This is a genomic window from Microbacterium sp. (assembly GCF_036823965.1).
Taxonomy (GTDB): Bacteria; Actinomycetota; Actinomycetes; order Actinomycetales; family Microbacteriaceae; genus Microbacterium.
In genome coordinates, this window is the sequence record NZ_DAITBE010000012.1 from 19,762 (window position 1) to 32,888 (window position 13,127).

Here is a 13,127-nt window from a genome sequence, read left to right on the forward strand (position 1 = left end):
AGCGAGAAGGAGGGAAGTCCATAGACGGATCGTCCTACCCGCATCGACAATGGATGCATGATCACGTCCAACGGCTATGTGCTCGACGAACGTCCTGAGCGGCTCGGCCGACTCGAGGCGGTTCCATTGGCGCTGCGGGACGACAAGGATGCGCTGTGGGAGCGCCTCCGCAGCGACGGGTACCTCTACCTCAGCGATCACCTCGACGCTGAGCTCGTCCGCGACTTCCGGGCCTACTACTTCGGAAAGCTCGCACCCACCGGGCTCGTGCAGCCGGACAGCGCCCGCGAGGGGATCGACTCGAGCGAAGACGTCGACCTCGCTCTGACCCGCCGCGTGCTCTTCGACGACGTCGTCCCGGGCGACCGCTATGCGGCCCTGACCTCACACCCTGCGATCCGCGGATGGTTCCGGTGGTTCCTGGGCGACGACGTGCATCTCCACAAGCGTCGCATCATCCGCCACACCCGCCCCGGCGAGACGGGCATCGGCACCGCCACCCAGGCGCACTACGACCTCGTCTATCTTCGTGAGGGCACCGACCGCGTGCTGTCCATGTGGATCCCGCTCGGCGACTGCTCGGTGGAGAACGGCGGTCTCGCCTACCTGGAGGGGAGCCACCACCGGGTCCTGGCGCAGGAGCGCGCTGGAACGCTGAGGATGCCGGCCGCCTCGATCACGGCCGACCTGCCTGGGCTGGCGGAGGAGTACGACGCCCGCTGGCTGATCAACGACTACCGGGCAGGCGACGTGATGGTGCACTCGGCGCACATCGTGCACGCCTCGACCGACAACGTCGATCCGGAGCGCCGGATCCGTCTGTCGACCGACATCCGCTATCAACGTGTCTCCGACCCCATCGACTGGCGCTGGCAGGAGCACTGGTTCGACGGCGACGGCCTCTGAACCGGCGACTCGACCACGCGACCCTGTCGGCTCAGGGCGCTGGCTGTGAGGCCGAGATGAGCTGCGCCGGGCTCCACCGAACGCCGAGCACTGCGGTCAGCGCCGCCTGCGCAGCGCCTGCCGCCTCGGTCGCACGCGTGTCGGCGTAGCGCACCGGCACGGTCGCCGTGCCGCTGGCCTGGTAGTCGGTCTCGTGCTGCAGCAGCTCGAGGAAACGATCGCCGAGCACCGTCGCCGGCCCTCCGATGACGACCTCGCCGGGATCGAGCAGTGCACTGATGAGCTTGATCGCCCTGGCGAGAGCGCGCGCCCCCGCGGCGAGATCGTGCTCGTCCGCGGCAGCGGCGAGGGCGACGACCGTCTCCGGCTCCATCCCGTCGGCGAAGTCCTCACCGAGCAGCGCGGAGAGCGATGCCGCAGACTCCAGGCAGCCCCGACGACCGCACCGGCACGCCCGTGCGGTGTCGCCGAACTCGACCTGCACGTGGCCGATCTCACCGGCACGGTCTCTCGGTCCAGGCGCGAGCTCGCCGTCGAGGGTGATCGCCGCGCCCACGCCGCCGCCGAGGTGGATGAAGAGCCGGTAGCCAGACGGAGACTCGTCCATGCCGGCTTCCGCGATCGCTTCGGCGTCGACGTCGTTGACCAGCACGACCGGCGCCCCGAGCAGCGGTTCGAGGCGCTCTGCCAGCGGCACATCGTGCCATTCGAGCTGCACGCTCTCGAGCACCGAGCGCCCGTCGGTCGTCCCGGGGAGCTGCACACCGGCTGCCAGCACACGGTCGCCGTACTCCGCGGCGACGGCGACGACAGCGGCGTCGAGCGACGCGTCGCGCGTCGCGGCGGTGTAGGTGATGCGGCGCGTGTCGATCTCCGAGCCGTCGAGCGCGAACAGGGCGACGCGGGCGCTCGTGGGCTGGATCACGAGTCCGAGCAGCAGATGGTGGCCGGCGTCGACGCTCAGGGTCGTCGCGCGCTTGCCGCCGGTGCTCGCGGCCTGTTCGCCGTCGACGACGAGCCGGCTCGCGATGAGTTCGGCGACCAGCGACGATGCGGTGGCTGCGGTGAGTCCCGTCGCGCGCGCGATGCCTGCCCTGGTCTGCGCTCCCGAGCTGCGGAGCACCAGCTGCAGCGCTCGGCGGAGGTTGGCACGACGAACGGAGGCCTGCGTGTCGCGAGCGTCATCGCTGTTCGGCATCGGCTCCCGTTCCTCCACACGTCGGGCGACGTGATCGACCCATCCCGCGCGGAGGCAGACGCTCGCGCGAAGTTCCTTTATTCACTAAACTTAGTGACCAGATCCGGATCTCGTCACCGTATCGCCGCCTGCGAAGGAGCACCGTGCCCTCCACTTCGATCTTAGGACGCCCGGTCACGACGGCTCGGGCCGTCCGACCCGGCCGATGACCCGGCATCCGCTCATGCCTTCCATTCTCTCGACCGACGCATCGCCCGTCTCCCAGCGCGCCCCGCTGACGAACACCCACGCGCGCAGCATCCGCGACCGCAACCGTGGGCTCGTGCTGCGCACCCTGATGCAGCGCTCCGGCGTCAGCCGCGCCGACCTGGCTCGGGTCACCGGTCTCGCCCGGCCGACCATCTCCGAGGTCGTGAAGAGCCTCATCGATGAGGGTGTCATCCGCGAGTCCGGGCAGAGCCAGGACGCGCGCCCCGGCAAGCCTGCGGTGATGCTCGAGTTCGACCAGCGCGCCGTGCAGGTGATCGCGCTCGACCTGAGTGCACCCGACCAGGTGGTCGGCGCCCTCGCCACACCCGACGGCGCCCTCGCGCATCGGCGCGTGCGCCCGACCGACGGGGACGCCGTGCAGGCGGCGGGCGCGATCGTCGCCGAGCTCGCGCTGCTGGCATCCAGCCCTCCGCTCGGAGTCGGCGTCGGGATGCCGAGCGGCTCACCGGCACTCCTCGGCCTCCACGCCCTGCTCGCCCAGACCGTTGACGCGCCCGTGCACCTGTTCGACGATGCGGATCTCGCAGCGGATGCCGAACTGCAGTTCGGCGGCCTCGACAGCGACTTCCTCCTCGTGCGGCTCGGCACACGCATCGGCACCGCCATCCGCGCCTTCGATGACGACGGCGCTCCGGTCGAGCGCTCGACCGGCGCACGAGAGCTCGCTCACGTGATCGCCGGCGGAGACCCGGGTGACGCCTGCCCGTGCGGGCGCATCGGTTGCGTGCACGCGTGGGGATCGGTCCCCGCAGTGTCTCGGCGACTCGACGAGGCGACCGCAGCCGACCGCGGCAGGGTGCTCACTGCGGCAGGGACCCGCCTCGGCACCTCGCTGTCGGTGATCGCCGCGGCGGTCGACCTGCCGACGATCGTGCTGAGCGGACCGCCGACGGTCGTGGGCGACGAGCTGATCGCCGCTGCTGCGGCTGCCGTGCAGGCCGCATCGCACCCGTCGCGCGGTCCGGAGGTGCGCGGCAGCACCCTCGACGACGCCGTGCTGCGCGGAGCCGCGGCACGAGTGGTCTCGCACGCGTTCAGCGCCCGCTGAGCGGGCAGGTCGGGTGGGTTCGCGCCCCCGCCGCCGCGGAGAGTGCGAGACTCGAGGTGGCGTCCGAACGGATGCCGAGGCAGACCGGGAGGACATCATGAAGGCACTCGTCATCGGAGCGACCGGCAGCATCGGCGGCGTGGTCGCCGACGCGCTCGCAGCACGCGGGCACGACGTCATCCGCGCCTCACGCAGCGGCGATGAGGCCGTCGACGTGAACGACGCGGCATCCATCGCCGCCCTGTTCGGTCGAGTCGGCACGGTCGACGCGGTCGTGGTCGCCGTCGGCTCCGTCCCCTTCAAACCGCTCGCCGAGCTCACGCGCGACGATTACGTCGCCGCGTTCAGCGGCAAGACGCTCGCACAGATCGAGGTCGTCCGGCAGGCGCTGCCGCACCTCGCCGACGGCGGATCGATCACCCTGACCAGCGGCGTACTGGCCCGCGAGCCCATCGCCACCGGTGCAGCCGCTGCCATGGCGAACGGCGCGCTCGAGTCGTTCGCGATCACCGCTGCTGCCGAGGCGCCGCGCGGCATCCGCGTCAACGCGATCTCACCCGACGTGCTGGCGAACTCGCCCGGCTATCACGCCTCGTTCCCCGGGCACCGCCCGGTCACCGACGAGGAAGTGGCCACCGCCTATGTGCGCTCGGTGGAGGGCGTCATCACCGGACGCATCCTCGCGGTCTGACCGCGGCGGCGCTCAGCGCCCCTCGGCCGCTTCGGTGTGGTGACGGATGACCTCTGCCACCACGAAGTTGAACCACTTCTCGGCGAACTCCGGATCGAGGTGGGCCTCCTCGGCGAGCGCACGCAGGCGGGAGACCTGCTGCTCCTCGCGACCGGGATCGGATGCCGGCATCTCATGCTCGGCCTTGAGCTGCCCGACCTGCTGCGTGGCACGGAAGCGCTCGGCGAGCATGAAGATCAGCGCGGCGTCGATGTTGTCGATGCTGGCGCGAAGTCGAAGAAGTTCGGCCCGAGGGTCGTCAGCGGCAGTCATGCCACCACTCTAGAGCCGCGAGCGCTCCTGGCACGGCGATCGTCCCCGCTATCGTGAGCACATGAGCAACGACGAGTCGCCGGCATCCCCGCCCGTTGAGCACGCCGACGACCGCCGGGTCGCCACGGCACCCGAACAGGGCGACTCGGACCCCGCCGCCGAGGCATCCGCTGCTGAGGCACCCGTTGCTGAGGCATCCGCGACCCAGGGCACCCGGCCGCGCTCGGTCATCGAGCCGATGGCGCCGAGCCGCTCGTTCTGGACGCGCATCGACAAGCCCTTCGTCTTCGGGTTCCTCGTGACACTCGGCGGTCTCGCGGCGATCCTGCTGGGCCTCGCGCTCTCGAACCTGTCGACCGTCCTCATCTACATCGCACTCGCCCTCTTCGCCGCGCTCGGCCTCGATCCCTCCGTGCGGTTCCTGGAACGCCGCGGCCTGTCGCGGGCGATCTCGGTGGTCGTCGTGATCCTCAGCCTGATCGTCGTGGTCGCGCTCATCCTGTGGACGGTGCTGCCGATCGTGATCGAGCAGATCGCGAGCTTCGTGCGATCCGTCCCCGGGATGATCGCGGACTTCACCCGCACCGACATCTACGCGACGCTCGAGGCGCAGTTCGGCGACCAGTTCGAGTCGCTGGTGGCCGACGTGCAGAAGTTCCTCACCGATCCAGGCAACATCGCAGCGATCGGCGGCGGAGCGCTGCAGGTCGGCGCCTCGATCGCCACCGCGATCTCCGGCGTGATCGTGGTACTCGTGCTCACACTGTACTTCGTCGCGACGCTCCCCAGCATGACGCACGCCCTGCTGCGCCTCGCGCCGGCCCGTGACCGCGCACGCGCCGCCGACATCACCGACCAGATCACCGACTCGGTCGGCGGCTATGTGATGGGCATGGTCGTGCTGGCGTTCTTCAACGCGGTGCTCGCCTTCGCGCTCTACTTCTTCCTCGGACTGCCGTTCCCGCCGCTGATGGCCACGGTCGCGTTCTGCATCACGCTGATCCCGCTCGTCGGCTCGGTGATCTTCTGGGTCATCGGCACCGGTCTCGCGTTGTTCACCGACCCGATCGGCGCGCTGATCTTCGGGATCGTGTACCTGATCTACATGCAGGTCGAGGCGTACGTGATCACGCCGCGCGTGATGAACCGTGCGATCTCGATCCCCGGATCGCTCGTGGTCATCGGCGCCCTCGCGGGTGGCACGCTGCTCGGACTCCTCGGCGCGCTCGTGGCGGTGCCGGTCGCGGCATCCATCCTCATCATCATCAAGCAGGTCCTGGTGCCGCGGCAGGACGCCAGGGTCTAGCCGGCGCTTCGGCGGCTCCCCTCTCGGACCCGCTGACGCTCCTTCCGCTCGCCGCCGGGCGACAGCTGCACGAGAGTCCGACACGTGCAGGACCATCTGGCCGAATCCATCATGCATCCGTCGCTCTCTCGTGCATCCGACGCGGGTGCCGGGATCGGATGCCGCACGGCGGCTCGGGCGCCGCACAGCTGCCGAACGCGAAAGTGCCCGGACCCATACGGGTCCGGGCACTTCACTGAGAGCGACTCAGCCGAAGACGCGACTCAGCCGAGGTCGTTGTCGGCCAGCCACTGCTTGGCGATGTCGGCCGAGGACTTCTGGTCGACGGTGCTGAGCACGTTGAGCGAGACGAGCTCCTCCGCCGTCAGCTTGGCGCTGATGGCGTTGAGCACGTCGGAGACCTCATCGGCGATGTCGCTCGAGACGATCGGCACCACGTTCGACGAGATGATCAGGTTCTTCGGGTCTTCCAGCGCGACGATGTCCTCGGTCTCGAAGGCCGGGTCGGCGGTGTAGATGTCGGCGACCTGGATCTCACCGGCGAGCAGCGACTCGAGCGTGGTCGGGCCGGTGGCCGAGAACGCCAGGTCGACGCCGTAGACCTCCTTGGCGGCAGCCGGGTTGTACGGACGCTGCTCGAACTCCGGCGGTGCGCCGATCGTGACCGTCGAGGTCACGTTCTTGAGGTCTTCGATCGTCTTGAGGTTGTTCTCCTCGGCGAAGCTCTTGAGCACCGTGTAGGTGTCCTGGTCGGATGCCTCGGCGTAGTCGAGGGCAGTCAGGCCATCGGGCAGCGCCTCGGTGAGGGCGGTGTAGACGTCGTCCGGCGAGGTGACGTCGATCTCGTCATCCGAGAGGTACTCCAGCAGGCTGCCGGTGTACTCGGGGAAGACGTTGATCTCGCCGGACTCGACCTCGGGCATGTACGCGTCGCGCTGACCGATGTTGAGCTTCTTCTCGACCGTGAACCCTGCGCCCTCGAGCGCCTGGGCGTAGATCTCGGCGATGATCTCGTTGGAGTAGTACCCCTGCGAGCCGACGACGATCGTGTCGGAGCTGCCCGACCCGGATCCGGTATCGCTCGACGGCTCGTCGAGCGGGTTGCCGCCGCAGGCGGACAGGGCGAGTGTCGCCGCGGCCACCAGGCCGACGGCGAGGACGGAGCGCTTGCCTCGTGCTGTGAACATGGACTTCTCTCTTCTCTGGGACTTCTTGCTGGTGCTGTGCGTGCTGGGACGGAACGGATCAGGCGGTGGATGCCGCCGGCGCCGGTGCTGGCGTGAGCGGACGGGTGCGGCGGCGGGCCGGACGACCCGTGCGGAGCCCGCGTGGGACGGCGGCATGCTGCGCGGCGGCGAGCAGCAGGTCGACGAGCAGCGCGAGCACGGCGACGATGAGCGCGCCGCCGAGCACCTGGTCGAAGCGACGCAGCGGGATGCCCTGGATGATCGGCCAGCCGAGTCCACCGAGGTTGACGTAGGCGGCGATCGTGACGGTCGCGATGACCTGCAGCAGTGCGGAGCGGATACCGCCGACCAGCAGCGGGAGACCGAGGCGCACCTCGACCTTCCAGAAGATCTGCCATTCGGTCATGCCCATGGCCCGCGCCGCATCGATGACGCGACGGTCGATCGCTTCGAGGCCCGTGTACGCGCCGGCGAGGAGCGAGGGGATCGCGAGCAGCACGAACGTGGTGATCGCGGCCTCGGGGACGCGCAGCACCCCGAGCACGAGCACCAGCAGCACCATGAGACCGAAGGCGGGGATGGCGCGCGCCGCGCCGGAGATGGCGACCGCGATCTCGCGCCCACGACCGGTGTGACCGATCAGCCAGCCCAGCGGCAGGGCGATGATCGCGGCGATCAGCACCGAGATCGCGGTCAGGGCGAGATGCTCGGCGAGGAGCTTGGGCAGGGCGTAGTTCCCCGTCCACTGCTCGGGGGCGAGCATCCAGGCGATGGCGTCGGCGAAGAGATTCATGCGGCTGCCCTCACAGGAACGGCGCGGCCCGCGGAGACACGCTTCGCTGCGGTCGTCCACGGCATCAGCGCTCGCCCGATCAGCAGCAGGATCAGGTCGATCACCAGCGCGATGATCACGACCGCGACGACGCCGGCGAGCACCTCGGCGATGATGCGGCGCTCGAGTCCGTTCGTGAACAGGTAGCCGAGGTTCGTGACGCCGATCAGGATGCCGACGGTCGCCAGTGAGATCGTGCTGACCGCGGCGACCCGGAGTCCGGCGAGGATCACGGGGCCGGCGAGCGGGAACTCGACGGCCCAGAAGCGGCGGAACGGCGCGAAGCCGGTGGCGGTGGCCGCCTGACGGACTCCGTCGTCGACCGAGTCGAGCCCGTCCGCGACCGCCCGCACCAGGATCGCCACCGCGTAGATCGTCAGTGCGATCACGAGGTTCGTCTCACTGATCGCGGAGTAGCCCAGCGTGGCCGGCAGCAGGATCAGCAGGGCGAGCGATGGGATCGTGTAGAGCAGCCCGGTGAGCACGATGATCGGACCGCGCACGAGTCGGTAGCGCCAGGCCACCCAGCCGAGCGGCAGCGACAGCACGAACCCGAGCACGATCGGCACGATGCTCTGACGCAGGTGCACCAGCGTCAGCTCGAAGATCAGCCCGAGGTTGTCGGTGACCCAGTTCACGCCGGTCCGTCCTGCCCGGCGGTCGTGGCTGCATCCGTCACGGGTTCTGCGATGATCGCGCCCTGCGTGCGCCCCTCGGAGTCGACGACCACGGTGCCGTGCGGCGTCTCCTTCAGGCGCAGCGCGCGGCGGCCGCGGTCCGCGCCGATGAACGCTGCCACGAAGTCATCCGCGGGGTTCTCGATGATCTCGCTCGGGCTGCCGACCTGCACGACCCGCGCACCCTTGTCGAGGATGACGACCTGGTCGCCGAGCAGGAACGCCTCGTCGATGTCGTGCGTGACGAACACGACCGTCTTGTCGAGCTCGTGCTGCAGTCGCAGCGTCTCCTGCTGCAGGTCGGCGCGGACGATCGGGTCGACGGCGCCGAAGGGCTCGTCCATGAGCAGGATGTTCGGGTCGGCGGCGAGGCCGCGCGCGACACCGACGCGCTGCTGCTGGCCACCGGAGAGCTGGCTCGGGTAGCGATCGGCGAGCGCCTGGTCGAGGCCGACCGTGTCGAGCAGGGTGCGGGCCCGCTTGTGGGCCTCAGGCTTCTTCACGCCCGTGAGGCGGAGCACGGTGGCGACGTTGTCGATGACCGAGAAGTGCGGCATCAGGCCGGAGTTCTGCATCACGTAGCCGATGCGCCGACGCAACTGCACCGGGTCGCCGACCAGGACGTTCTCGCCGTCGATCTCGATGTCCCCCGAGGTCGGCTCGACCATGCGGTTGATCATGCGCAGCAATGTGGTCTTGCCGCAGCCGGAGGAGCCGACGAAGACCGTGGTCTTGCGTGACGGGAGCACCAGGCTGAAGTCGTCGACGGCGACGGTCCCGTCGGGGAACTGCTTGGTGACGTTGCGGAATTCGATCATGGCTGGTCTCCGGTCGGTCGGTCGACGAGTCGTGCGTCAGCGCCGCGACTGCGGCAGACGGAGGTCACTGCGCGATCTCGACACTCGGGTCGAAGGCGACGTAGCCGGAGAAGTCCGTGCCGACGCGGTCGAACGCGGAGGGATAGGGGGTCGGATACGACCAGGCGAGATCCTTGTGGAGCGTGTCGTCGACCTGGATCGAGAAGTACTGGGCATCGCCCTTCCAGGGGCATCGGTAGGCGGTGGGGCTCTCGACGAGCGCGCCCGGGGTGATCGATGCGGGCGGGAAATACCAGTTCCCCTCGATCTTCACGAGATCGCCCTCTGCTGCATCGGCGATGACGGTTCCTGCGAGTACAGCCTTCATGGTCCTGCCTCCTCGGATTCGGGTATGAGCGTATAAGAGGTCGACGACATTCACGTCGGGGTTGCGCGACGTGCCGTCAATGTGAGAAACAATCCGTTCGATCATCCGAGCGCGCAGGAGCATCCTGCACGTCCACCAGCTGTTCGGGGCGGATGCCGGATCGGATGCCGCGTCGCAGCATCCGATCCCGCGACCGCCCGTGCCGGATCATGCCGAGTTCCGTCCGTAGCCCTCCAGCAGTCGCAGCCAGACCTCGCTCACCGTCGGATACGAGGGCACCGCGTGCCAGAGCCGCGCGATCGGGACCTCGCCGACGACCGCGATGGTCGCGGCGTGCACGAGCTCGGCGACTTCCGGTCCGACGAAGGTCGCGCCGAGCACGATGTCGCGCTCGGTGTCGACGACCAGGCGGGCCTGCCCCGCGTAGCCGTCCTCGTACAGGCTCGAGCCGGCGATCGCGCCGAGGTCGTAGTCGACGACCTCGATCGTGCGGCCCGCCTCGCGCGCCGCGCTCTCGGTGAGCCCGACCGATGCGACCTCCGGGATCGAGAACGTCACCTGCGGCACGGCGGCGTGATCCGCCGTCGCGACGTGACGACCCCAGGGGGCGTCATCCACGTCGTCGCCGTTCGCCCGGGCGACGATCACATCGCCGACCGCGCGCGCCTGGTACTTGCCCTGATGCGTGAGGAGCACCCGTCCGTTCACGTCGCCGACCGCGTACAGCCACTCGGAACCGGAGACGCGGAGCGTGTCATCCGTCTCGATCCACGTACCAGGCGTGAGCCCGACGCGCTCGAGCCCGATGTCGCCGCTCCGCGGGGACCGCCCGGTGGCGGCCAGCACCTCGGCCGCGACGATCGTCGACCCGTCGGCGAGGGTGACCGTGACGCCGTCCGTGCCACGGTGCACCGAGGTGGTGCCGGTGCCGGTGTGCACCTCGACGCCGAGCTCGCGCAGGCCGGCGGTGACGAGCTCGCCGGCGAAGGGCTCCATCGAGCCGAGCAGGGAACCGCGGGCGATCAGCGTGACCGTCGATCCGAGGGCCGCGTACGCCGTCGCCATCTCGACCGCGACGACTCCGCCGCCGATGATCGCGAGCGAGTCCGGGAGCTCTTCCGCGCTGGTGGCCTCGCGGCTCGTCCACGGCGAGGACTCGCGCAGTCCGTCGATCGGCGGGATCACGGCATCCGACCCCGTGCTGATCGCGACCGCGTGCCTGGCGCGCAGCACGCGCGTGCCGCCATCGGCGTCGGTGACCGTGACCTCGCGCTCACCGGTCAGTCGGCCATGCCCGCGGGCGAGGTCGATGCCGGCGGAGTCGAGCCACTTCACCTGACCGTCATCCGACCAGTTGCTCGTGAAGGAGTCGCGACGCTCGAACACGGCCCGCACGTCGAGCGTGCCGGTCACCGCCTCCTTCGAACCGGCGACGTGCTGCGCCGCCCGCAACGCCTGCGCCGAACGCAGCAGCGCCTTCGACGGCATGCACGCCCAGTACGAGCACTCCCCGCCGACGAGCTCGCTCTCGACGATGATGGCGGTCAACCCGCCCTGCACCGCGCGATCGGCGACGTTCTCTCCGACGGGACCTGCGCCCACGACGATCAGGTCGTACTCGTTCGTCTTCTCAGCAGTCATGTCCATAGCCTCTCGTCGCCGGCCGCCATGTTCAAGAGCAACGCCGGATGACGGGCCGGATGTTCCCGGCGCGCCGGGGCGGATGTGTCGGTCGCGCGGCGGATGTCTCGGTCGCGGGGCGGATGTGTCGGTCGCGGGGCGGCCGACGTCTCGGTCGCGGGGCGGATGCCAAGGGCAGCGGGGCCCGGTCCCGCCGTGACCTCGCCCGCGACGTGCAGGAGCATCCGCGGGTCGCAGGAAGAATCGCCGCGAATCGCTCCTGCATCCGGCCATTCCTCCTGCACGTCGCAGGGAGATGTTCCGGATGCAGGGAGGATCCTCGGCATCCGTCCTGCAACCTGCACATCTCCCTGCATGGCGCACGGGATCCGGGCATCGTGTGCGGGATCCGGGCATCGAGGGATGCCGGGACGGATGCGGGGGCGGCTACCCCGCCGCCGGGTCCCCGACCGTCGGCGCGCCCGTCTCGGCGACCGCGCTCTCCGCGGCTGCGCACTTCGGCGCGAGCCGGGGTGCCAGTCCGGCAGCTGCGAGGCCGATCACGGCGGCGAGCGTGAACACAGCGGTGAACGGATCGGCGACCGTCGCGAGGCTCGCGAACAGCACACCGGTGATCGCGAGCGCCAGCGCGCTGCCGAACGAGTCGGCGACCGTCATGGCGGAGCTGTTGAAGCCCTGCGTCTCGGGCGTCGACATCGCCAGGGTCAGGGCGCTCGTGCGCGGGCTCATCAGACCCATGCCGACGCCGGCGACGATCCAGGCGGCGATGATCAGTGCGGCATCCGCCTGGAGTGCCGCAGTCGCGAGCGCCAGGCCGATCCCGATGAGCACGAGCACCGTGCCGATGCGCACCGCCGTGACGCTCGACAGCCGCGCGCCCATCCGGCCCTGCACGGTCGCAGCCACCGACCACGCGAGGGCGCCGCCCGTCAACGACAGCCCGGCGAGGGTGGGCGAGACGGCGTAGCGTTCGGTGAGCAGATACGGGATGTACACCTGCGCACCGAAGAACGCGGCGGCCGCGAGCCCGCGCACCAGGATGACGGCGGGCAGTCCACGACGGGCACGCAGGGTTCCGCGCGGCAGCAGCGGTCGCACCGCGACGAGCGCCACGACCACCGCGGCGACCGCGAGCACCGGGCCTGCACCCGGGATGTCGCCGAGCAGGTTGAGTCCGAGCACGGCGAGCGCGGCCAGCACGGACCAGCCGAGGCGTCCGAGCGCCCATGGCGTCGCGGCGTCGCCGTCGTCGTGCGCCAGGCCGCGCAGTGCCGGCACGACCATGAGCAGCGCCACGAGCACCAGCACGACCACCCCGAGGAAGACCCAATGCCAACTCCACAGTTCGGTCACGGCACCGGCGACGGTCGGACCGATCAGCGACGGCACCACCCACGCGGCCGCGAAGCCGGCGAAGATCGCGGGATGCAACGACCGCGGATACACCCGGGCGACCACGACATAGAGCGCGACGGTCAGGGCGCCGCTGCCGAGGCCCTGTGCGAACCGCCCGCCGACGAGCACCTCCATGGTCGGCGCGAAGCCGGCGACGAGGAGTCCGATGACGAAGATGCCGACCGAGGTGTAGAGCGGCTCGACCGGTCCTCGGCGGTCGGCCCAGTTGCCGGCGGCGACCATGCCGATCACGCCGGTCGCGAGCGGACCGGCGAAGGCCAGCGCGTACAGCCGCTCACCGTCGAGGTCGGCGCTCACGGCCGGCATCACGGTCGTCACGGCCAGGGACTCGAACGCCCCGAGGAACACGAGCGCACACGCGCCGATCGTGATCCAGAGGTACGCGCCGCTCAGGATGCCCGGCTCGTTCGCCGTCGTGGCGCGCATCTCGCCTGTTTCTGTGGTCATGAGTTCGACCG

General features: G+C 69.9%; 13 protein-coding genes. 4 read left to right on the forward strand and 9 right to left on the reverse strand.

Translation table 11 applies throughout. The features are described from left to right. The first annotated feature begins 57 nt into the window (after positions 1-57). Positions 58-906 carry a phytanoyl-CoA dioxygenase family protein gene (locus V7Z82_RS16430; RefSeq protein ID WP_334152769.1) on the forward strand — a complete coding sequence of 283 codons (849 nt, stop codon included), beginning with the start codon at positions 58-60 and terminating at the stop codon, positions 904-906. 31 nt (positions 907-937) lie between these two features. On the opposite strand, the gene V7Z82_RS16435 is transcribed toward V7Z82_RS16430, so the two are convergent. Next, a complete protein-coding gene (locus V7Z82_RS16435) occupies positions 938-2,104 on the reverse strand; it encodes an ROK family protein (RefSeq protein ID WP_334152771.1) in 1,167 nt (388 codons plus the stop codon). Between the two features lie 223 nt (positions 2,105-2,327). Here V7Z82_RS16435 and V7Z82_RS16440 point away from each other — a divergent pair, with 223 nt between their 5' ends. Continuing rightward, positions 2,328-3,422, forward strand: a complete 1,095-nt coding sequence (locus tag V7Z82_RS16440; protein ID WP_334152773.1) for an ROK family transcriptional regulator — start codon at positions 2,328-2,330, stop codon at positions 3,420-3,422. Between the two features lie 97 nt (positions 3,423-3,519). Then, positions 3,520-4,113: a short chain dehydrogenase gene (locus V7Z82_RS16445; protein ID WP_334152775.1), complete on the forward strand. Its 594-nt coding sequence runs from the start codon at positions 3,520-3,522 to the stop codon at positions 4,111-4,113. A gap of 12 nt (positions 4,114-4,125) precedes the next feature. Here V7Z82_RS16445 and V7Z82_RS16450 read toward each other — a convergent pair whose 3' ends face one another. Next, on the reverse strand, positions 4,126-4,425 hold the full coding sequence (locus tag V7Z82_RS16450; protein ID WP_334152776.1) for a chorismate mutase: 300 nt from the start codon (positions 4,423-4,425) through the stop codon (positions 4,126-4,128). 61 nt (positions 4,426-4,486) lie between these two features. Between V7Z82_RS16450 and V7Z82_RS16455 the strand changes: the two genes are divergently transcribed. Then, positions 4,487-5,731, forward strand: a complete 1,245-nt coding sequence (locus tag V7Z82_RS16455; RefSeq protein ID WP_334152777.1) for an AI-2E family transporter — start codon at positions 4,487-4,489, stop codon at positions 5,729-5,731. 263 nt (positions 5,732-5,994) lie between these two features. On the opposite strand, the gene V7Z82_RS16460 is transcribed toward V7Z82_RS16455, so the two are convergent. From V7Z82_RS16460 to V7Z82_RS16490, 7 genes are all read right to left on the reverse strand, one after another. Continuing rightward, positions 5,995-6,918 carry an ABC transporter substrate-binding protein gene (locus V7Z82_RS16460; protein ID WP_334152779.1) on the reverse strand — a complete coding sequence of 308 codons (924 nt, stop codon included), beginning with the start codon at positions 6,916-6,918 and terminating at the stop codon, positions 5,995-5,997. Positions 6,919-6,976: 58 nt separating this feature from the next. Beyond that, positions 6,977-7,711, reverse strand: a complete 735-nt coding sequence (locus V7Z82_RS16465; protein ID WP_334152781.1) for an ABC transporter permease — start codon at positions 7,709-7,711, stop codon at positions 6,977-6,979. Next, on the reverse strand, positions 7,708-8,388 hold the full coding sequence (locus V7Z82_RS16470) for an ABC transporter permease (RefSeq protein WP_334152783.1): 681 nt from the start codon (positions 8,386-8,388) through the stop codon (positions 7,708-7,710). The genes V7Z82_RS16465 and V7Z82_RS16470 overlap by 4 nt, the downstream gene beginning before the upstream one ends. Then, a complete protein-coding gene (locus V7Z82_RS16475; protein WP_334152785.1) occupies positions 8,385-9,245 on the reverse strand; it encodes an ABC transporter ATP-binding protein in 861 nt (286 codons plus the stop codon). The genes V7Z82_RS16470 and V7Z82_RS16475 overlap by 4 nt, the downstream gene beginning before the upstream one ends. 64 nt (positions 9,246-9,309) lie before the next feature. After that, positions 9,310-9,612 carry a DUF427 domain-containing protein gene (locus V7Z82_RS16480; RefSeq protein ID WP_334152787.1) on the reverse strand — a complete coding sequence of 101 codons (303 nt, stop codon included), beginning with the start codon at positions 9,610-9,612 and terminating at the stop codon, positions 9,310-9,312. Positions 9,613-9,819: 207 nt separating this feature from the next. Beyond that, on the reverse strand, positions 9,820-11,253 hold the full coding sequence (locus V7Z82_RS16485; protein WP_334152788.1) for a dihydrolipoyl dehydrogenase family protein: 1,434 nt from the start codon (positions 11,251-11,253) through the stop codon (positions 9,820-9,822). A 426-nt stretch (positions 11,254-11,679) separates the two neighbouring features. Then, complete coding sequence (locus V7Z82_RS16490; protein ID WP_334152789.1) at positions 11,680-13,116, reverse strand: MFS transporter; 1,437 nt, start codon at positions 13,114-13,116, stop codon at positions 11,680-11,682. Positions 13,117-13,127 lie beyond the last annotated feature (11 nt).